The sequence below is a fragment of the Streptomyces sp. HUAS 31 genome (assembly GCF_028198125.1).
Classification (GTDB): Bacteria; Actinomycetota; Actinomycetes; order Streptomycetales; family Streptomycetaceae; genus Streptomyces; species Streptomyces chartreusis.
Genome location: NZ_CP116353.1, coordinates 4,681,056 through 4,701,205 on the forward strand (window position 1 = coordinate 4,681,056; position 20,150 = coordinate 4,701,205).

At 71.9% G+C, this 20,150-nt stretch carries 19 protein-coding genes; 8 read left to right on the forward strand and 11 right to left on the reverse strand.

All coding sequences use genetic code 11. The features are described from left to right. Window positions 1-15 precede the first annotated feature (15 nt). From PGH47_RS20705 to PGH47_RS20725, 5 genes are read right to left on the reverse strand one after another with little or no spacing between them, the layout of a single operon-like run. Entirely contained in the window at window positions 16-2,016 is a 2,001-nt protein-coding gene (locus PGH47_RS20705; RefSeq protein WP_271664672.1) for a beta-galactosidase, read from the reverse strand. Beyond that, window positions 2,013-3,332, reverse strand: a complete 1,320-nt coding sequence (locus tag PGH47_RS20710; protein WP_271664673.1) for a glycoside hydrolase family 36 protein — start codon at window positions 3,330-3,332, stop codon at window positions 2,013-2,015. Before PGH47_RS20710 ends, PGH47_RS20705 begins: the two co-directional genes overlap by 4 nt. Window positions 3,333-3,358: 26 nt before the next feature. Further along, entirely contained in the window at window positions 3,359-4,243 is an 885-nt protein-coding gene (locus PGH47_RS20715; protein WP_271664674.1) for a carbohydrate ABC transporter permease, read from the reverse strand. Then, the gene (locus PGH47_RS20720) at window positions 4,240-5,217 is read right to left on the reverse strand and encodes a carbohydrate ABC transporter permease (protein ID WP_271664675.1); all 978 of its coding nucleotides are present in this window, start codon (window positions 5,215-5,217) and stop codon (window positions 4,240-4,242) included. Before PGH47_RS20720 ends, PGH47_RS20715 begins: the two co-directional genes overlap by 4 nt. Before the next feature lie 5 nt (window positions 5,218-5,222). Continuing rightward, window positions 5,223-6,536 (reverse strand): ABC transporter substrate-binding protein, encoded by a 1,314-nt coding sequence (locus PGH47_RS20725; RefSeq protein ID WP_271664676.1) that lies wholly within the window; start codon window positions 6,534-6,536, stop codon window positions 5,223-5,225. A 236-nt stretch (window positions 6,537-6,772) separates the two neighbouring features. Here PGH47_RS20725 and PGH47_RS20730 point away from each other — a divergent pair, with 236 nt between their 5' ends. Continuing rightward, window positions 6,773-7,639: a hypothetical protein gene (locus PGH47_RS20730; protein WP_271664677.1), complete on the forward strand. Its 867-nt coding sequence runs from the start codon at window positions 6,773-6,775 to the stop codon at window positions 7,637-7,639. 16 nt (window positions 7,640-7,655) lie between these two features. Here the strand turns inward: PGH47_RS20730 and PGH47_RS20735 are convergent, their stop codons facing one another. The 5 genes from PGH47_RS20735 to PGH47_RS20755 form a co-directional block, all read right to left on the reverse strand. Further along, complete coding sequence (locus PGH47_RS20735; protein WP_271664678.1) at window positions 7,656-9,479, reverse strand: copper resistance CopC/CopD family protein; 1,824 nt, start codon at window positions 9,477-9,479, stop codon at window positions 7,656-7,658. Window positions 9,480-9,663: 184 nt separating this feature from the next. Further along, complete coding sequence (locus PGH47_RS20740; RefSeq protein ID WP_271664679.1) at window positions 9,664-10,431, reverse strand: SDR family NAD(P)-dependent oxidoreductase; 768 nt, start codon at window positions 10,429-10,431, stop codon at window positions 9,664-9,666. Then, a complete protein-coding gene (locus PGH47_RS20745; protein WP_271664680.1) occupies window positions 10,428-10,901 on the reverse strand; it encodes a cupin domain-containing protein in 474 nt (157 codons plus the stop codon). Before PGH47_RS20745 ends, PGH47_RS20740 begins: the two co-directional genes overlap by 4 nt. After that, window positions 10,898-11,521, reverse strand: a complete 624-nt coding sequence (locus PGH47_RS20750) for a GNAT family N-acetyltransferase (protein ID WP_271664681.1) — start codon at window positions 11,519-11,521, stop codon at window positions 10,898-10,900. Before PGH47_RS20750 ends, PGH47_RS20745 begins: the two co-directional genes overlap by 4 nt. After that, the gene (locus PGH47_RS20755; RefSeq protein ID WP_271664682.1) at window positions 11,514-13,673 is read right to left on the reverse strand and encodes a penicillin acylase family protein; all 2,160 of its coding nucleotides are present in this window, start codon (window positions 13,671-13,673) and stop codon (window positions 11,514-11,516) included. Before PGH47_RS20755 ends, PGH47_RS20750 begins: the two co-directional genes overlap by 8 nt. 77 nt (window positions 13,674-13,750) lie before the next feature. Between PGH47_RS20755 and PGH47_RS20760 the strand changes: the two genes are divergently transcribed. From PGH47_RS20760 to PGH47_RS20780, 5 genes are all read left to right on the forward strand, one after another. Then, window positions 13,751-14,470 (forward strand): siderophore-interacting protein, encoded by a 720-nt coding sequence (locus tag PGH47_RS20760; protein WP_271664683.1) that lies wholly within the window; start codon window positions 13,751-13,753, stop codon window positions 14,468-14,470. 91 nt (window positions 14,471-14,561) lie between these two features. Next, window positions 14,562-15,155 carry an HhH-GPD-type base excision DNA repair protein gene (locus tag PGH47_RS20765; RefSeq protein WP_107905342.1) on the forward strand — a complete coding sequence of 198 codons (594 nt, stop codon included), beginning with the start codon at window positions 14,562-14,564 and terminating at the stop codon, window positions 15,153-15,155. A 377-nt stretch (window positions 15,156-15,532) separates the two neighbouring features. Further along, on the forward strand, window positions 15,533-16,213 hold the full coding sequence (locus PGH47_RS20770) for an HdeD family acid-resistance protein (RefSeq protein ID WP_271664684.1): 681 nt from the start codon (window positions 15,533-15,535) through the stop codon (window positions 16,211-16,213). 98 nt (window positions 16,214-16,311) lie between these two features. Next, the gene (locus PGH47_RS20775) at window positions 16,312-16,632 is read left to right on the forward strand and encodes a hypothetical protein (RefSeq protein ID WP_271664685.1); all 321 of its coding nucleotides are present in this window, start codon (window positions 16,312-16,314) and stop codon (window positions 16,630-16,632) included. Between the two features lie 46 nt (window positions 16,633-16,678). Further along, the gene (locus PGH47_RS20780) at window positions 16,679-16,804 is read left to right on the forward strand and encodes a hypothetical protein (RefSeq protein WP_271664686.1); all 126 of its coding nucleotides are present in this window, start codon (window positions 16,679-16,681) and stop codon (window positions 16,802-16,804) included. A gap of 305 nt (window positions 16,805-17,109) precedes the next feature. Here PGH47_RS20780 and PGH47_RS20785 read toward each other — a convergent pair whose 3' ends face one another. Further along, entirely contained in the window at window positions 17,110-18,795 is a 1,686-nt protein-coding gene (locus PGH47_RS20785; RefSeq protein WP_271664687.1) for a helicase HerA-like domain-containing protein, read from the reverse strand. Window positions 18,796-19,050: 255 nt separating this feature from the next. On the opposite strand from PGH47_RS20785, the gene PGH47_RS20790 reads away from it, so the two are divergent. Both PGH47_RS20790 and PGH47_RS20795 read left to right on the forward strand, forming a co-directional pair. After that, complete coding sequence (locus PGH47_RS20790) at window positions 19,051-19,347, forward strand: type II toxin-antitoxin system VapB family antitoxin (protein WP_003999914.1); 297 nt, start codon at window positions 19,051-19,053, stop codon at window positions 19,345-19,347. Between the two features lie 134 nt (window positions 19,348-19,481). Continuing rightward, complete coding sequence (locus PGH47_RS20795) at window positions 19,482-20,099, forward strand: LytR C-terminal domain-containing protein (protein WP_271668105.1); 618 nt, start codon at window positions 19,482-19,484, stop codon at window positions 20,097-20,099. Window positions 20,100-20,150: the final 51 nt, after the last annotated feature.

A 20,150-nucleotide genomic window follows, 5' to 3' on the forward strand; every position in this document is an offset into this window, starting at 1 on the left:
GGGGCGGGCGTGCCCTCAGCGCGGTTCGCGCACCACCGCCGTCTCCCCCGCGGGCACCCCGACCGAGCCCGGCGCCGGCTTGCCGGTCAGCAGTTCCGTGGCGTTCGGGGCCACCGTGACCTCGGCAGGGACATCGGTGTGGTTGATGAGGAAGAGGTAGTCGGCGTCCGGGCCGCGCCGCAGGACCGCCTCCACTCCGGGAGCGGTCTCGCGCACCGGCCGCACCCCGGCCTCGGTGCGGATGCGGTCCAGGAGAGCTGCGAGGGTCGGCTCGTCGAGCAGCGTGGCCAGGTACCAGCTCGTTCCGGCGCCGAGACGGTGACGTGTCACCGCCGGGAATCCGGCCAGCGGACCGGTCGTGTACGACTCGACGGGCTCGGCGCCGGACAGCCGTACCCGTTCCGACCACAGCGTTCCGGTGCCGCCGCCGCTCAGGCCCACCGACTCGCCGGGCAGCAGCGGGAACAGTTCGTCGGTCCGCACGCCGAGCGCCTCGCGGAACGCTCCCGGGTAACCGCCCAGCCGGACATGGCAGTTCTCGTCGACCGCGCCGCTGTGGAAGCCGACGGCGAGGGTGCCGCCGCGCTCCGCGAAGCCGGTGAGGTTGGCCGCGCCCGCGTCGTCCACCAGGTACAGGCTCGGGGCCAGCACCAGGCGGTACGGCGACAGATCGGCGTCCGGGCGCACGAAGTCCACCGCCACGCCGGCCCGCCACAGCGGCTCGTACCAGGCGCGGACCAGGTCCTGGAAGCGCAGTTCGGCGCTCGGCTGGGAGGGGAGCTCCATGGCCCAGCGGGCGTTCCAGTCCCAGACGACGGCCACTTCGGCCGTGCCGACGCTGCCGCGCACCTCGGCCAGCGCCTTCAGGTCGGCGCCGAGCCGGACCACGTCCTGCCAGATGCCGCTGTCGGTGCCGGCGTGCGGCAGCATCGCCGAGTGCCACTGCTCGGCGCCCGCCTTCGCCGCCCGCCACTGGAAGTACGCGATGCCGTCCGCGCCCCGGGCGACATGGGCGAGCGCGTTGCGCCGCATCTCGCCCGGGGCCTTCGCCCTGTTCACCGGCTGCCAGTTGACCGCGCCCGTCGAGTGCTCCATCAGCAGCCACGGGCCGCCCGCGAGGGAGCGGACCAGATCGCCGCTGAGCGCGATGTCGATCTCCGACTCGGGGTCGGCCGACTGGAGGTAGTGGTCGTTGGAGACGACGTCCAGCTTCGGGGCCCAGCGCCAGTAGTCCAGCGCGTCGAAGTTGTACATCACCATGAAGTTGGTGGTGGCGGGGATCTCCGGGGCCGCCTGAAGCAGCACCCGGCGCTCCGCCTCGTACAGCGAGAGCAGTTCGTCGCTTGAGAAGCGGCGCCAGTCGAGCTGCTGGGTGGGGTTCGGGACGGCGCCGGTGGGGCGGGGCGGCAGGATCTCGTCCCAGTCGTAGTACCACTGGCTCCAGAAGCGGGTACCCCAGGCGTCGTTGAGGGCGTCCAGGTCGTCCGCGTAGCGCCTGCGCAGCCAGCGCCGGAACGCGGCCGCGCTCTCGTCGCAGTAGCACTCGGCGTTGTGGCAGCCGTACTCGTTGTGGACGTGCCACATCGCCAGCGCCGGGTGGTCCGCGTACCGCCGGGCCAGCTCACCGGCCATCCGCAGGGCCGCCTGACGGTAGGCCGGGCTCGACGGGCAGAACGTCTGGCGGCTGCCGTACGACAGTCCCCTGCCGTCCTTGTCGACGGGCAGTGCCTCGGGGTGGGCGCGGAAGAACCACGCCGGGGGCGCCGCGGTCGGGGTCGCGAGGTCGGCCGCGATGCCGTGGCCGTGCAGCAGGTCGAGGACGCGGTCCAGGAGGGAGAAGTCGTAGGTGCCCTCGCTCGGTTCGAGCAGCGCCCAGGAGAAGATGCCGACGCTGACCATGGTCACCCCGGCCTCGCGCATCAGGCGCATGTCCTCGGCCCAGACCTCCTCGGGCCACTGCTCGGGGTTGTAGTCGCCGCCGTAGGCGATGCCGGGGAGGGACAGTTCGCGCTTCATCGGGCGGCTCCTCCGAGGAGTCGGCGGGTGGTGGCCACGCCCCACTCGTCCAGGGACAGCAGGCGGTCGCTGGAGGCCATCAGGCCGCCGGTCGCCTCGACATGCGCGGCCCACCGCTCACGGGTCTCGACGGCCGGGCGGGCCATCAGGCAGTCGGGGTCGTTGATCCAGAGGCGGCCGTGCTGCCACTGGCGGCCGGTACCGGTGAACTCGGCCGGATCCTGGCCGGGCTGGCTGTGGTCGTCGGCCTCCGGGCGGCGGTGCGGGGCCGTGTCGGGGCTGACCCGCATCGCGTCGAACAGCCCGAGGGAGGGCAGCATCGGCGCTCCGCAGCCCAGCAGGTAGGCGTCCGCGCCGATCGCCTCACGGATCAGCCGGATGCCGTCCCGGTACGCAGTCAGCGCGTCCGTCTCCGTGTCGTGCCGCACGCCGTCCAGGGCGCCCGCGTACAGGAAGTCGACCTTGAAGTAGTCGTAGCCCTCGGCGCGCAGCGTCCGGAAGACCTCCGTCAGACATGCCGCCGCCCCGGGGTGGGTGGTGTCCAGGACGCGCAGGTCGTGGCCCCAGTTGCGGCCGGCGTGCGCGAAGTCGCCGTTCTCGGCCCGCACCAGCCACTCCGGGTGCTCGGCGGCCAGGTCGCTCGCCGGGTCGACCAGGAAGGGGGCCGTCCAGATGCCGGCGCGGCGGCCGCGGGCGCGGATGGCGTCGGCGATGCCGGCGCGGGAGCGGAAGCGGCCGGAGAGGGTGAGCCAGTCGCCGAGGGCCTTCTGGTAGCCGTCGTCGATCTGGACGACGTCGACGGGCAGGTCGAGGGTGTCCATCGCGCGGAGGTTCTCGTGGATGTCGTCCTCGGTGACGGCGGTGAAGTACTCGTACCAGGAGCACCAGACCGTCGGCGCCGGGCGGGGAGCGGACAGCCCGAGGCTGTCCGCCCAGTCGCCCAGCACCGACTGGACGTCGGCGCCCGTCCACTCCTTCACCGGGCCGTCGGCGGTGACCTCCGCGACGGCGTCGTCCGTCACGGCCAGCCGGATCGACGGGACCTCGCGGACGGGGTCCGTCGCCGCCCACAGCCGGACCGGGGAGCCGTCGCCGGGGTCGAGCGCGAGCAGGCCCTCGCCCTGGAAGGTGCCCTCGGGGACGGTGCCGCCGGGGCGGTAACAGACGGTCGCCCAGTTGTCGTTGGTCGGCCGGTACGGGCTGTCGCCGAGCGCGTAGGTGCCGCTCGGGCTCCAGGACTGCCAGCCCTCCTCGTGAACCCGGGCGCGGGCCGGGTCCACGGGCACGGAGGCGACGGGGGTGAAGGGGTGGTGCACGGGTGTCTCTTTCAAGAAAGGGGCCGTCAGCCCTTGTTGGCGCCCAGCGTCAGACCGCTGACGAACTGCCGCTGGAGCACGAAGTACACGATCAGCGTGGGGATCGCGGTGAGCAGGGCACCGGCGGCGACCAGGTTGGGGTCGGTGAAGTACGCGCCGGAGAGGTTGTTCAGGGCCGAGGTGACCGGCATGTTCTCGCCGGTCGAGATCAGCACGAGGGCCCAGAAGAAGTCGTTGTAGATCCAGATGGACAGCAGGGTCGCCAGGGCGGCCATCGCCGGGCGGCACAGCGGCAGCACGATCTGCCAGTACTGCCGCCACACCGAGGCGCCGTCGACCAGCGCGGCCTCGGTCAGCTCGTGCGGCAGCGTGCGCATGTAGTTGCTGAGCACGAAGGCGCAGAAGCCGGACTGGAAAGCGACATGAATCAACACCAGGCCGAGCGCGGAGTCGTAGAGCTTGCCGCTCATGGTGATGCCGGGCAGGTCGATCAGCAGGTACAGCCGGTACAGCGGGGTGATGATGACCTGCTGCGGCAGCAGGTTGCCGGCCGTGAAGACCAGCAGCAGCGCCAGGTTGAGGCGGAAGTCGAAGCGGCTGACGTAGAACGCGACCATCGAGGACAGGAACAGCGTCAACAGCACCGCCGGCACGGCGATGATCATGGTGTTGACGAAGTAGTGGCTCATGTCCGACTGGGTGAACGCGTTCGTGAAGTTGTCGAAGTTCAGCGTGTCCGGCCAGGACACGTAGCCCTTCTCGCTCGTCTCCGAGTACGGCCGCAGCGCCGCGTAGACCGCCCAGAGCAGCGGTGCGAGCCAGGCCAGCGCCGCGCCCGCGAGGAAGAGGTGCAGCAGGATCCGGGCGGGGCGGACGGGCGTACGGGGCTTGCTCATGGCGGTGGTACTCATGCGCGCCGCTCCTTCCGGAAGGTGGCCACCAGGTAGGGGATGATCACGACGAGGGAGATCAGCAGCAGCACGACCGCGATCGCGGAGCCGTATCCGATGCGGCTGGACTCGCCGATGATGTTGTTGGTGACCAGGATCGAGAGCAGCTCGGTGCCCTCGGCGCCCTTGTTGAAGACGAAGACCAGGTCGAAGGCGCGCAGCGCCTCGATGATGGTGACGACCAGGACGACGGTGTTGGTCGGGCGCAGCGTCGGGAAGATGACGTTCTTGAACGTCTGCCACTCATTGGCGCCGTCGAGCGCGGACGCCTCCCGCAGCGAGGGGTCGACGCCCTTCAGGCCGGCCAGGTACAGGATCATCATGTAGCCGGTGTGGCGCCAGGACGCGGCGACGAGGATCGCCCAGAGGTTCAGGTCCGGGTCGCCGATCCAGTCGATGTACTTGCCGGGCTCGTTGGCCCCGATGACGCTGTTGATCAGGCCGGTGTCGGGGTTGTAGATCAGCTGCCAGACGAAGCCGATGACGGCCATCGACATCACAACGGGCAGGAAGAACGCGGTCTGGTACACCCTGCTGAAGCGGATCCGCTTGTCCAGCTGCACGGCCAGGAACAGGCCGAGCGGGGTCGGGATCACGATCAGGACGACGAACCAGATGACGTTGTGCTGGACGGCGGGCCAGAACTGCGGGTTGTTGGAGAACAGTTCCTTGAAGTTCTCCAGGCCGACCCACTTGATCGAGTCGAAGCCGATGCCGTCCCAGGTGGTGAAGGCCAGCGCCACGGAGGCGAGGGCGGTCACCCACACCAGGGCGATGTGCAGGATCGTCGGCAGGCCCGCCATCAGACCGAGCGTGAGCCGGTCGCGGCGGGTCAGCAGTCGGCGGTGTCCCTGGGACACCTTCTTCGCGAGGGCAGCGCCCGGAGGCGGCACGGCGGCCGCCTCCGGGATCTCCTTGGTGGTCTCTGTGGTCATGTCGATCAGCCCGACGCGAAGATCGTCTTCTTCTGGCGCTCGATCGAGGACAGCAGACTGTCGACGCCCTTGGGGTCACGGACGAACTTCTGCAGCGCGGGCTGCATCACCGTGGAGGTGAAGTCCGGGCGGGAGTCGCGGTCCATGAACTGGGTCAGGGACTTGGCGCCGGCGATCATGTCGTACGCCTTCTTCTGAAGGGCGGTGTACGAGGAGGTGTCGGCCTTGGTCGAGGCGTGGACCGAGCTCGGGTCGGACTTGAGATAGACGGTCTCGGCCTCCGGGGTGCCGAGGAACTCCAGCAGCTTGACGGCCTCGGTCTTGTTCTTCGGGCTCTTGCTCATCATGAAGCCGTCGGTCGGCGCCTCGACGGTGTCCTGCCCGAACTGCGGGTCGATCTCCGGGAAGGCGAAGAAGTCGAGGTCGTCCAGGGCGGCCTTGTCGGTGAACTGCTGGGCCACGAAGGTGCCGAGGAGGTACATGCCGGCCTTCTTGGAGGCCAGCGTCTGGGCCGCGTCCTGCCAGGTGCGGCCGACGGCGCCCTCCTGGTGGTACGGGAGGATCTCGGTCCACAGGTCGAAGACCTTGCGCACCTTGGCGTCGGTCCAGGACGCCTTGCCCGCCATCAGCTCGACATGGAAGTCGTAGCCGTTCTGGCGGAAGTTGATCTGGTCGAAGGTGCCGAGCGCGGGCCAGGCGTCCTTGTCGCCGAAGGCGATCGGGACCAGCTTGTCCTTCTGCATCTGCTTGCACAGCGCGACGAAGTCGTCCCAGGTGGTGGGGACTTCGTAGCCGTTCTCCTTGAAGACGCTCTTCCGGTAGAAGATCGCCCACGGGTACGTGTACAGCGGCACGAAGTAGTACTTGCCGTCCTCGCCCTTGCTGAGCTTGTGCATCGCCTCGGGGAAGTTGTCCCCGATGGTCTTCCACACGTCGTCGATCGGCGTGGCCAGTCCCTTGGCCGCGAAGAACTGCATCCGGTAGCCGGCGAACCAGGTGAACACGTCGTCCGGCGTTCCCTGGAGATAGGAGTTGATCTGCTCCTGGAAGGTGTTGGAGTCCTTGGTGTTCACGTCGACCGTGATGCCGGACTTCTTCTTGTAGGCCGCGTAGATGTCCGCGAACGCCTTCTTCGGCACGGCGTCGGACGCCTTGGAGCCGAGGGTGACGGTCTTCGGGTCGCTCGCCGTGCCGCTGCCGCCGCAGGCGCTCAGCAGCGGGATGCCCGCGCCGAGAACGGCGGCGCCGCCTATGCCGCGCAGCATCGTGCGGCGGCTCGGCGAGGGCAATGAGAGACCGGAGGGGGAGAAGTGCTGCATCTACGGCTCCTGATGGCAGGGTTCGATCGTGAGGGTGGACGTGTTGAAGTCCGTCGCAATCGATCAGAAATCAACTTGACCGAACACGGTGGCGCAATAACAGCCGTATGTCAGGTCATGCGTCAAGGGATGGCGATCGACGTTTCGGAAACGTGACTGAGATCTCGAACCCGCGTTCAACAGGGAGATGATCGAACTCCCGTACCTCACGAAGATCGCGCCGCTACCTTTCGGCCATGACGACTTCGAGTACGCCCTCGCCCCTGCCCTCGGTGACCCTGCGCGGCCGTTCCGGGGCGCTGTGGCTGGAGGGCGGGTCACTGCTGCTGGAGCAGGACGGGGTGCGAAGACGCATACCGCTGCCGGCCGTCGAGGCGGTCAGACCCGCCGAGGGCCCGCGCGGGGTGGAGGTGGTGCTGACCGCGCCGCAGGGGGCGGCAGCGACCGTGTACCGCGTCGCGCACCGGGCGGCGTCCGCGCGGGACGCCTTCGTCAGGACCGTGAACGCCGCGCTGCCCTCGCGGGACGCGGAGGAGGACCGCCGGGACGGTGCCACGCTGGTCGAGGTGCTGCCGGGCACGGTCCGCACGGCCTGGTACCGCAAGGCGCTCGGGGACGCGGCGCTCGTACTCGCGATCGGGGTGCCGGTCGTGGGCTGGATCGCCGGGCTGGTCACGCTGCTCGCACACGGCGACCTGATCGGCGCGATCCTGTGGTTCTTCGGGACGAAGCCCCTGATCATCGGGCTCGTCCTGTACGGCATGGCCGCCAAGACCCTGTACGACCGGGCGATCCTGCGCCGCCGCGGTGTCTCCGTGCTGGCCGCCTTCCACCGGTACGACGGCAAGAAGCGCCTGTTCCGGTTCACCGACCTGAACGGCGTTCCACGGGAGTGCGAGGTCGACAACGCCGCCGAGCCCGTCGGCTCCGGGCCGGAGCGCTTCGAGGTCAGCTACGACCCGGAGCGCCCCGAGCGGGTCGCGGCGAGGCTCCCCGTGCGCACCTGGGTGCTGCGGTCCCTGGGCGTCGGCGTGTTCGGCACGCTGTTCCTCTACACGGGCCTGTACATGGTCCCGTACCAGCTGATCCAGGTGCTGTCCTAGCCGCCGCGGACACCGGCTAGCGGATCACGACGGTCCTGGTCTCGCTGACCTGGTCGACCTCCGTGGTCCGCACGGTCACCTTCATCTCCCACTTCCCGGCGATGGGCAGGTTGAGGAAGCTGTTGCCCCAGTAGCCGCCCTTGTCGGTGAGTTCGGCGTCGACGGGGCCGATGTCCTTGGCCGGCAGCGTGAAGGAGATCCGCAGTTCGGGGACGACGGACACACCGCCGTCGGGGCCGTAGACGAGGGCCTCGATGGAGTTGTCGCCGACCCGGCCCGGGTCGATGGTGACCTGCACCTTGCCGTGGCCGCCGGGAGTGCCGACGTCGAAGGGGACGTTGGTCACGGAGGCGCCGACCACGGCCGGCGCCCCCGCCGCCGCCTCGGCCTCCGCCCGGCCGGGCAGCGTGCTGGTGAGAAGCGTGGTGACCGCCAGGACCGCCGCGCCGACGGCGACTTCGGCCAGCACGGAGCGACGCAGGGCGCCACGCTGTTCGGAACCGGCTTCCACCGCAGCGGAGGGCTCCGGCTCGGGCGACTCCGCCGCAGAGGACTCCGGTGCCGCCTCGGGCCCCTCCGGCAGCGACGGGCCGCCCACCGGCTCCGGGACCTTCTCCCGTACGGCCGCCTCCGCCTCCACGACGGTCTCCGCCGTCTCCGCGGTCTCCCCGATCTCCGCCGTCTCCGCGTCGACGGTCGCGAGCCGGGCCGTCCAGCGGCGGGACAGGGCCGCCGCCCCCAGCAGCAGCACCACGGCGGCGAGCTTCAGCGTCAGGAGCCTGCCGTACGTCGTGCCGGTGAGCGCGTCCCAGGAGCCGAGGCCGCGCCAGGACTGGTAGACGCCGGTGACGACCAGGACGGTCACGGATACGAACGCGACGCGGGAGAAGCGGGTGACGGCCGCCGCGGTCAGCCGCGCGCGGTACAGCGTGACGAGCAGGGCCGTGAGGCCGCCCAGCCAGACCGCCGTGGCCAGCAGATGCAGCGCGGAGGACGTCATCGCCACCGGGACCTGGATGCCCGCGGAGGCGTGCTCGCCGGCCGCCCAGGTCACCGCGAGGCCGACGGCGAGCGCGGCGCCCGCCCAGCCGAAGGGCTTGCGGAGCCGGGCCAGCCGCAGCAGATAGAGGGCGGCCACGAGCAGCAGGGCGAGGCGGGCCAGCAGCACCTCGCCGGGGCGGCCGGTCAGGGTGCGGGTGACGGAGTCCGCGCTCAGGGCGCCCAGGGGGCCCTCGCCCGACTCGTACGGGGCGCGCAGCACCAGCAGGGCGAGGGTGGCGCCGAGCAGGGTCCACCAGCCGGCCTTCAGCAGCCGGTGCAGCACGGGGGCGTCCGGCGGGCGGCAGACGGCCATGAACGTCGCCGTGCCGATGAGCAGGGCGACGGCGAGATAGGCCAGATAACGGGCGATGTTGTAGAGGCTCTTGGTCGCCGGGTCCTCGGTCGGGCCGGTGTCGATGGTGGCCGTGGTGAGGGACGGCTTGCCGACGGAGAAGGTGAACGCGCCGGAGACCGGGTGGCTGTCGGCCGACACCACCCGCCAGGCGACGGTGTAGGTGCCCTCGGCCAGCTTCGCGGGGAGCGTGACGGTGGCCGTCTCGGCGCCGCCGCCCCGCGCGTGCTCGGGTTCGCCCGTACGCAGCCGGCGGCCGTCCGGGTCCAGGACGCGGAAGGAGTCCTCCAGCAGACCGACGGACTCCGTGAACGTCAGGGTGATGTCGCGCGGGGCCGACTTGAGGACGCTGCCGTCCTCGGGGTCGGTGGCGCGGAGGGCGGCGTGGGCCGACGCCGGGCCCGTGCCGCCGAGGAGGAACAGGACCAGCAGGGTGCCCAGCAGCACCAGCCTTTGAAGTTGTCGCCGGTCGGTGAGTCGGCCGCGCTGTCGTCGTCGGTCATCGCACCCCGCCACGTCTGTCCACATCTCCGTCGTCGGACTTGAGGCCTCGAGGGTATGTACGGACGGGAAACCCGCAACACTCACCGGCCGCCCCGCACACTTCCCGCCGCGCTCCGCCCCGACGGACTCACCACGTCGGCCGGGCCGACACCCCTCCGTCCACCACCAGGTCGTGCCCGGTGATCCAGGACGCGAGGCGCGAGGCGAGGAACACGCAGGCGTCGGCCACGTCCTCGGGCCGGCCCAGGCGTCCGGTGGGGACCGCCTGCTGCCAGCGGCGCACGCCCTCCGGCCAGGACTCCTCCAGCCCCTCGCGGTGGATCAGGCCGGGGGAGACGGTGTTGACGCGGATTCCCCAGGGGCCGTACTCCAGGGCCGCGGAACGGGCGTGCATGCGTACCGCGGCCTTGGCGGCGCTGTAGTGGGCGTGCAGGGGTGCCGGGTGGGTGGCCTCGATGGAGGCGATGTGGGTCACCGAACCGCCGCCGGCCTGCGTCCGCATGATCCCGGCGGCGGCCTGCGTGCACGCGAACACGCTCGTCAGGTTGGCGTCCACGACCGCCCGCCACTCGGCGGCCGGCATCCCCGGCAGCTCCCGCAGCGGCTGTACGCCCGCGTTGTTGACCAGCGCCGTCAGCCGCCCGCCGCCCCACTCGGCGGCCTCGCCCAGCAGCCGCCGGCACGCGTCCTCGTCCGTCAGGTCGGCCCGCACCACCAGCGCCCGTCCGCCCGACTCCCGGACCCGGCCCGCGACTTCGTCCGCCGCGTCCACTGCCGTACGGCAGTGCAGGACGACCGCCGCGCCCTCCTCGGCGAACCGCGTCGCGATCCCCCGTCCGATGCCGCCGCCCGCGCCCGTGACCAGGGCGACCTGTCCTTCGAGGAGTCCGCTCATGGGCGGCACAGTGCCGCGATCCGGTCCGCTTCGGCGGGATAGCGCGCCGTCAGGTCCGCCAGGTCGCCGTGCTCGTAGCCCTCGTAGGTGAAGCCGGGGGCCATCGTGCAGCCGAAGAAGGTCCATGAACCGCCGGCCGCCACCCGCGCGCCCATCCAGGTCCCGGCCGGGACCGTGAGCTGGATGTGCTCGCCGCGCGCTATGCCGGGGCCGAGCACGGCGGTGCGGGACGTTCCGTCGGGGGCGAGGAGCAGCATCTCCAGGGGGTCGCCCAGGTAGAAGTGCCACACCTCGTCCGACGGCAGGCGGTGCAGGGCGGAGTAGTCGTCCGTGGTGAGCAGGACGACGATCGCGGTGCCCTGCGGCCGCCCGTCGGACAGCTCGGGTCCCGCCCAGGTCCGCCGGAACAGCCCGCCCTCACGCGGGATCGGCTCCAGGCTGTAGTGCGCGACGAGTTCTTCCGGGGTCACACCCCGAACGCTACCTCCCGGTTGAGGAAGGCGAGTTGGGCCTCCTTCGCCGGGATGTACACGTCCGGGATGTCGACCTCCGGCAGCACGACCACGGGCCCGGCCTCGAAGCCCTGCTTGAGGAACCGGGCCACGGCCTTCTCGTTGCGGACGTCCGGGTCGACGACGACGCGCCGGCGGTCCAGGGTGCCGAAGACGTAGGCCGCGACCACGCCCAGCAGGACGGAGGTCCAGCCGGGCCGCGCCCCCTCGGGACCGGCGGGGGCGAGCAGCAGGTGGACGCCGATGTCCCCGGGGAGAACCTCGTAGCACTCGCTGACCCGGTCCGCCTCCGGCTCGTAGGTCTGCAGCAGCGCGACCGGGTCGTCGTCCCGCAGGATCAGGAAGGCGTGGTGCGTGTCGAGGCCGGCCATGTGGGCGTAGATCTCGGACACCTGGTCCCTGGTCAGGCCGTTCATGCCCCAGAAGGAGGCACGCTCCGCGCCGGTCCAGCCGTGCACGACCGCGGCGTCGGCGTGCGGGTCGAGGGGACGGATGCGGACGCTGCCGAAGCCGTCGACGGCCTGCTCGTGGACGGGTCGGACGGCGGTCCCGGGGATCGTCGTGGACGGCTCAGACATCGGATTCCTTCTCGAACTCGGTGAAATCGGTGACGACGGGGACCAGATCTCCCCGTACCCACAGCGGGAGTTGGTCGCGGTGGTGGGGCGAACCGGGGATGCCCCAGGCGCCGAGCGGCACCAGCCAGCTGCCGGCCTCGCGGTCGGCCAGGTCCCAGACGTAGCGGGCGGCGGGCCCGCGCGCGGCCAGGTCGGTGAGTCCGGGCACGGCGGAGGTGCACAGCACGCAGTCGTGGTCGCCGGAGAGACGGGGTTCGTCGTACGTGGTGTCGGTCAGCGCCCGCCAGGGGGCGAGGCGGTGGGTGTCGCCCCAGCCACCGGAGGGCGGCTCGGCGGCCACCTCCTCGACGGCTTCCCGGACGGCCTCGGCCCGGTCGATGCCGTACAACTCCTCGGCGCGCAGCAGGTGTTCGAGGGCGAAGCCGACGCGCGGGAGGAGGGCAAGCCAGGGCAGCAGGACCTCGGGGTAGGCGGGCGGGACGGCCAGCGCGGCGAACGCCGGGTGCGCGGCGAGCCGCCGTACGACCGCACTGCGCACCGCCGCGTACAGGGCCGCGCCCTCGCTGTCCGCGTCCATGCGGCGGTCCCACTCCAGCAGGGTCCCGCGGATCCGCTCCGCGGCGGGGCCGAGGGTGTCGAGGGTGCGCAGCAGGTCCAGCAGGGGTTCCGCCGAGGCCAGCCGGGTGTCCATGTGGATGGCCGGCATGTCGGCGGCCGACCAGCGCTCCTTCTCCCCCAGCAGGGCCGTGATGCGGTCGGCGCGATGGGGCGCGGCGAACTCCACGCCCAGGGGTGCGGCGAGACCGCGCTGATTGGCCATCGCGGCGACGCCGTCGGTCAGCCCGCCGCGCGGCGTCCCGTGCCAGCCGTCCCAGTCGTGGCCGGGCTCCCATGCGGGCACCGGCCCGATGCCGTTGGCCGCGGAGCGCACCGGCACCTTCCCGGCGACGCGGTGCAGCAGCCCGCCCTCGGTGTCGGCGGCCTGGACGACGTTGACGGGCTCGGCCCACAGGTCGACGGCCCGGTCGACGTCGGCGACCCGGCGGGCCCGCAGCAGGGGGAGCAGCGCGCCGAAGCCGAGGTCGCCGGTGACGCGGGGCGGGTAGCGCAGGGCCATGGCGAGGGGCGGGGCGTCGCCGGAGTCCCCAGCGGGGAAACCTTCCTGCACCTCCTCCGGAAACCCTCCCGGCAGGCCCTCCTCCAGATGCTCCTGGGAGCCGTCGGGCAGCCCCTCCGGTCCTCCGATCACCACCGGCCCCCGAGCCGTCTCGATCACCTCGATCTCGACCGGGTCCTCCCCCGCGACCTCCACGACCTCCGTGTGCCGCACGGCCCGGCGCCACACCCCGTCCGGGTCGAGCGCCTCGATGCCCGCCCCGGTGCGCCGCAGCCGCTCCCGGTACAGGTCCTGGTAGTCCGCCATGGCGTTGGTGATGGCCCAGGCGACCGTGCCGGTGTGGCCGAAGTGGGCGATGCCGGGGATGCCGGGGACGGCGAGGCCGATGACGTCGAACTCGGGGCACGAGAGATGGATCTGCTGGTAGACGCCGGGGTCCTCGATGAAGCGATGCGGGTCGCCGGCGATGATGGCGTGCCCGGTGACGGTCCGCTCGCCGCTCACCAGCCAGCCGTTGCTGCCCGAGGTGCCCGGCCCGTCGGCGGCGAACAGCCCGACCGCGTCGGCGCCGAGGTGCCGTACGACCTGCTCACGCCAGAGCTTGGCCGGGAAGCCCGCGAACAGGATGTGGATGCCGAGCCAGACGCCGAGCGGGGTCCAGGGCTCCCAACGCCCGGGAGCCAGGCCCGTCCTCGCGAACTCGGGTGTGCGGCGGGCGCCTTCGTCCAGTCCCTCGTTGACCCCGTCGACGTACGCCCGCACCCACCCCGCCGTCTCCGGGTCCCGTCTCTCCAGTTCGGCGAAACAGCGTCTCGCCGTGTCGTCGAGGCGGGCCCGTCTGACGAACCGGTCCCAGGGCAGGGCGTCGGCACCGAGGAAGGAGGCCGAGGTGCCCCTCGCCCGGTGCCGTTCGACCTCCAGCTGCCAGGCCCGGTCGAGGGCGGTGACACGGCCCTGCACCCGGGCGAGTTCACTCGCCCCGTCGGCCCGGAGATGCGGAATGCCCCAGGCATCGCGGAAGATCTCGCCGGTCACCTGTGCCCCTCCTTTGCTTTAGGTTAGGCTTCCCTAAGTTATTGGTGCGGGAATGGTACTTGAAGGGTGAAGAAGCCATGGGGCAGGGGCACGGCTGGGAGGGCGCGGTCCTGAAGCTGCTGCGCGCGAAGGACTTCGTGTTCACGGTGACGGGCGCCGAGGACGTCACCGAGAACTACCGCCGCGTGCACCTCACGGACGGCGGCATGCTGGCGGCGACCGGCGTCCACCCCACCATGTGGGTCCGGCTGTGGTTCGACAACGCGGGCAAGCCCCATCAGCGCGCCTACACCCTCGTCGACCCGGACCCCGGGGCCGGCACCTTCAGCCTGGAGTTCGCCCTGCACGAGGGCGTCGCCAGCGACTGGGCGCGCTCGGCGAAGCCCGGCGACACCATCGAGGCGACCATCCACGGCACCGGCTTCACCCAACCCGAACCGGCCCCCTCCCATGTCTTCGCCATCGCCGACACGGCCTCCCTGCCGGCCCTCAACTCCCTGCTCGACGCGCTGGACGCGGCCCCGGCCACGGTGTGGTTCGAGGGCGAGCGCGACGGCCTGCCCTTCCGCGCCGAGGAGTCCCGCCACGACGTACTGACCCTGCCGCGGCGCGAGGCCGGGGCCCACCTGGTCGCCCAGGTGAAGGAGAACCTGCCCGGCCTGCTCGCCGGCACGCCGGACCCGTACGTCTGGATCGCCTGCGACACTGCGACCACCCGCGCCCTCACCTCCTACGTCCGCAAGGAGCTGGGCCTGCCCAAGCAGCGGGTGAACGCGCTGGGGTACTGGCGCCCCTGATCCCGGCACGGGCGCACCCCCCTTGATGCGCCCGTGCCGGACCGGCATCCCCCGCGCGCGTCCGGACGGCGCGCGCGGCATCATCGGGGGCATGGACGTCACCCTGCATCTCGCCCAGGACCCCGAGGCCGACGAACTCCTCGGCCGCAGCGCGCTCGCCGCGCTCGTCGGCATGCTGCTGGACCAGCAGGTTCCGATGGAGTGGGCGTTCAAGGGGCCCCGCACGATCGCGGACCGGCTCGGCGCCGACGACCTGGACGCGCACGACATCGCCGCCCAGGACCCGGACGCCTTCGTGGCCCTGCTGTCCGAGAAGCCGGCCGTGCACCGCTACCCGGGCTCCATGGCCAAGCGGATCCAGCAGCTGTGCCAGTACCTCGTCGAGCGCTACGACGGCGACGCCGAGCTGGTCTGGAAGGGCGTCGACGACGGGCGCGAGCTGCTGCGCCGGCTGGAGGACCTGCCCGGGTTCGGCAAGCAGAAGGCCCAGATCTTCCTGGCGCTGCTCGGCAAGCAGCTGGGCGTCCACCCGAAGGGCTGGCAGGAGGCCGCGGGCGCCTACGGCGAGTCGGAGTCCTTCCGCTCCGTCGCCGACATCACCGGCCCCGAGTCCCTGACCAAGGTGCGCGCACACAAACAGGAGATGAAGGCGGCGGCCAAGGCGGCGAAGACGGCCCGCAAGTAGCGTCCCCGCGGGAGCGGATACCGGCATCAGCCGACCGGCCGAGCCCCTGATGGCGGCCGCGGCGACCCCGTTCCCGGCGGCGCCCCCGCGCGGGCGGGCGCCGGCGTCAACCGACCGGCCCGCCCCGAGCAGTGCGGCCGCGTTCCCGCCAGCGCCCCCGCGCGGACGGGCGTCGGTGTCAACCGACCTGCCGAGCCCTTGATGGCGGCCGCGGCGACCCCGTTCCCCGCGCGGACGGGCGCCGGCATCGGCCGACCGGCCCACCCCGAGCAGTGCGGCCGCGTTCCCGCCAGCGTCCCGGCACGAGCGGGCGCCGGCATCAGCCGACTGGCCCGCCCCGAATGGCGGGCCATCGCGTCTCGTTCGCAGCATGGAGCATGACCGAGGCGCCGAGCGGCTCCCCTTGGGGCCGGGACTACGACGACCGCCGGGTCCACGCCGGCCATCCGGCCGGGCCTCCGGGCCCCACGGCCCCGCACGAGCCCGAGCCGCCCTTCGAGGGTCCGCTGCACGCCCTGTCCCGCGCCGCCTGGCAGGTCGTCCTGGTCACCGGCGTCGCCTCCCTGGTCCTGGGCGTCTTCGTGCTGGTGTGGCCGGACGCCTCGCTGCGGGTCGCCGGTGTCCTCTTCGGCCTCTACCTCCTGATCAGCGGCGTCTTCCAACTGGTCGCCGCCTTCGGCACCCACCGCACGACCTCGCTGCGGGTGCTGGCCTTCGTCAGCGGCACGGTGTCGGTCCTGCTCGGCCTGTTCTGCTTCCGCGGCGCGATGCAGTCGATCCTGCTGCTGGCGCTGTGGATCGGGATCGGCTGGCTCTTCCGCGGCGTCACCCAGGCCCTGGCCGCCGCGTCCGACAGCTCCGTACCGGCCCGCGGCTGGCAGATCCTCCTCGGCGTCGTCACCTTCCTCGCCGGCGTCGTGCTGATCGTCTCGCCGGTCGAGTCCGTCACGGTGCTGATGGTGCTCGGCGGATGCTGGCTGGTGGCGGTCGGCCTGGTCGAGCTGGTCACCGCGCTGCGGCTGCGGAAAATGGCCGCCCGGGTGCCGCGCGAACTGTGACACGCACAGTGATCCCCACCCCTGTCCCGTACGCCGTGCGGGCGGTTCTCCCGCCGAACGGGATGAACGCCGTACGGCCTTTGGGGAGATGACCTTCCGTGAGTACCGCACGATGCCGCTCGCGCAGCCGCACCTGGCTGCGGGTCCTCGTGCTGCTGCTCGCGCTCCTGGTACCGGGCGCACACGCGCAGGCGCACGCCCTGCCCCCGGTGGCGGCTGCCGCCGAGATCGCCGAGCAGGACGTCCTCGACACGGCCCTGCGGCCCGTGGCCCGCGCCGAGCGGCGCACCTCCGTACGGCAGCGACCGGGTCCGCCTCCGGGGCCGGCCACCGGCACCCCGGAGAGCGCCCGGCGCTGCGCGCCGCTCCGGCCGCCGTACGTCCCGCACGTCCTGCGCACCGTGGTCCTGCGCTGCTGAGAGACCTCGCGACGAGGTCACTCCGTACGACGCGAGGAGCACAGTCATGCCCACCGACCACTACGCGGTCCTGCGCGCCCTGCTGCGCGCCGAGGCCGCACGCAACACGCCGAAACCGCCGGCGAAGAAGGACAAGCCGCAGCTCCCCCAGAAGGACGGGGAGCGCGGCTGACGCGGCCGCGGCGGAGGCGGACTTCTCCGGGTCACCGCCTCCGCCGCGCCGCACTTCGACCGTCCGGACCCGCCCGTGGGCTACGCGCCGCACTTCGACCGTCCAGACCCGCCCGTGGGCTCCGCGCCGCACCTCGACCGTCCAGACCCACCCGCAGGCTCCGCGCCGCACCTCGACCGTCCAGACCCACCCGCAGGCTCCGCGCCGCACCTCGGCCCTCCAGACCCACCCGCAGGCTCCGCGCCGCACCTCGGCCCTCCAGACCCACCCGCAGGCTCCGCGCCGGGCCGGGAACCCGCCCGGATCTACCGCCTGCGGCGGGCCGTGCCGAAGACCGATCGGGTGATCTCCCGCCCGATCTGCGTACCGATCGACCGAGCCAGGGACTTGAACACGCCGCTCCCGACGACCTGCTCGACGACGGAGGGCTGCTCCTTCCGCTGCCGGGCCCTGTGCTCACCGTCCCCGCCGACCGCCTCGCGGATCTCGTCCGGGCCCTTGCCCCCACGGATCTCGTCGGGCCCCTTCCCGCCGCGGATCTCGTCGGGCCCCTTCCCCCCACGCGAGGCCTGGAGCCTCTCGTACGCCGATTCCCTGTCCACAGCCTGTGCATATCGCCCGTACAGCGCGGACGACGTCACCGCCCGCTCCAGCTCGGCGGCGTCCAGCGGACCCATCAGCGACTCCGGGGCCCGCAGCCGGGTCGCGGCGACCGGTGTCGGGGCGCCCTTCTCGCTGAGGACCGTCACCACGGCCTCGCCGGTGCCGAGGCCGGTCAGGAGTTCCTCCAGGTCGTACGCCGAGTTGGGGAACGTCTTGACGGTGGCCTTCAGCGCCTTCTGATCGTCCGGCGTGAAGGCGCGCAGCGCGTGCTGGATCCGGTTGCCGAGCTGGCCGAGCACGTCGGCGGGCACGTCCTTCGGCGTCTGCGTCACGAAGAAGACGCCGACTCCTTTCGAGCGAATCAGCCGCACGGTCCGCGTGATCGCGTCCAGGAAAGCCTCGGACGCGTCGTCGAACAGCAGATGCGCCTCGTCGAAGAAGAACACCAGCTTCGGCCGGTCGGCGTCCCCGACCTCGGGCAGATCGTGGAAGAGGTCGGCCAGCAGCCACATCAGGAACGTCGAGAACAGCTGCGGCCGGTCCTGCACGGCGGCCAGTTCGAGCACCGACACCACGCCCCGCCCGTCCGCCTCGGTCCGCAGGAGCTCTCCCGTGTCGAACTCCGGCTCCCCGAAGAAGTCGGCCATGCCCTGCGCCTCGAAGGCGGTGAGGGAGCGCAGGATCACCCCGGCGGTGGCGGTCGACAGCCCGCCGATGCCCTTCAGCTCACCCTTGCCCTCGTCCGAGGTCAGGAAAGCGACGACGGCCCTGAGGTCCTTGAGGTCGACCAGCTCCAGGCCCTTGGTGTCGGCGTAGTGGAAGATCAGCCCGAGGGACTGCTCCTGGGTCGGGTTCAGCCGCAGGACCTTGGAGAGCAGCACCGGACCGAAGCTGGTGATCGTGGCACGCACGGGGATGCCGCGGCCGATGCCGCCCAGGGCGTAGAACTCGGCGGGACACCCCTTCGCCGCCCACCGCTGCTGGACCTCGGCGGCCCGCGCGCCGACCTTGTCGCCCGGCTGCCCCGGCGCCGCGACCCCGGACAGGTCGCCCTTCACGTCCGCCAGGAACACCGGCACACCCTGCGTCGACAGCTGCTCGGCGATCAGCTGGAGCGTCTTGGTCTTGCCGGTGCCGGTGGCGCCCGCGACCAGGCCGTGCCGGTTGAGCACGGACAACGGCACCCGGATCTGCGCGTCCGGCAGACAGCCGCCCTCCCAGAGCAGGGCGCCCAGGTGCAGGGCGGGCCCGGTGAAGGCGTAACCGGCGGCGATCTCCAGGGCCTCCCGCGGCAGGGCGGCGGCACGTGCCGAGACCTCGGGAGCGGCGGCCCGCGGCGCGGTCCCGGCCCCCGTCCCGGCCTTGGGCGTGGTCTTGCGGTCGCTCATGTCAGCCCTCCGCGCGCTCCCCGCCCTCGGACGGGCGGCCGGCTCCGGTCCGACACGACGTCCGGCCGCGATCCGGCACTGTGTTCGACCCTCCTCGGTCGCCACCTCGGCTTCCGTACGGGCCCGTTCCGGCTTCCGATCCGGCCGTCATTCCCTCGACCTTTGCCGTTTCATCCTGGTTTGCCACATCTTTTCCAGCGTCGCACTACGGCGCCATGGCTGCGCCCGGAACGTCTTGACCGGTAGGCTTTCCGTGTGATCTTCAAGCGCATCGGAAACGGCCGGCCGTACCCCGACCACGGCCGGGAAAGCACCCGGCAGTGGGCGGACGTCGCGCCGCGCCCGGTCCGCCTCGATCAGCTCGTGACGACCAAGGGTCAGCTCGATCTGGAAACCCTGCTGGCCGAGGACTCGACGTTCTACGGCGACCTCTTCGCGCACGTCGTGAAGTGGCAGGGCGACCTGTATCTGGAGGACGGCCTGCACCGCGCGGTGCGCGCGGCGCTCCAGCAGCGCCAGGTGCTGCACGCGAGAGTCCTGGAACTGGACTGACCCCGGGCTGACACGCCCGGGCGTCCCCCGTTGCCCCTTTCGGGTAGGTCCGCGCGCCGTCGAATGATCATCTAGTAGGCATTGCCGCCCGAGCGCACTACGCTGCGCCCATGAGCATGCTGACTCCCCCTGGCATGGGCGGCCAGTACCGCATCAAGGGGGACAAGTACCCACGGCTGCGGCGCCGTCGTCGGCGCGGCAGGTTCGTCGTGCTCGCCGTCGTCTCCGTCACCGCGCTCGGCGTCGCCGGCTGGGGCACGCTCCAGCTCATCGACGTCTTCACGGGCGGCGGCGGAGAGGCATCGGCGGCCGGCCCCAAGTCCGACTGCGGGACCAGGGCGACGCCCTCGCCCAAGGCGACCGCGCCGCTGCCGAAGCCGGCCGGCATCACCGTCAACGTGCTCAACGCCACGACCCGCAGCGGGCTCGCCAAGCAGACCGCCGACGAGCTGAAGAAGCGCGGGTTCAAGATCGGCGACGTGGGCAACGCGACGAAGGACTACGACAAGAAGGTGAAGGGCACCGGGCTGCTGCTCGGCCCGGCCGCCTCCCTGAACACCTCACTGCCGGTCCTGGCCACCCAGCTGACCACGGCCGAACGCCGCACGGACGCCACCCGAAAGGGCGCGACCGTCGACCTGATCATCGGTGACCGCTTCAAGGAGCTCACGAAGAAGCCGGACGCCGAGAAGGCCCTGACGGCCCTGTCCAACCCGAAGCCGACGTCCTCGGCTTCGAAGAAGGGCTGCTAGCAGCGCCCCGAAAGGGGCGCGGGGAACTGCGCGACCAGCCACATCGGCCCC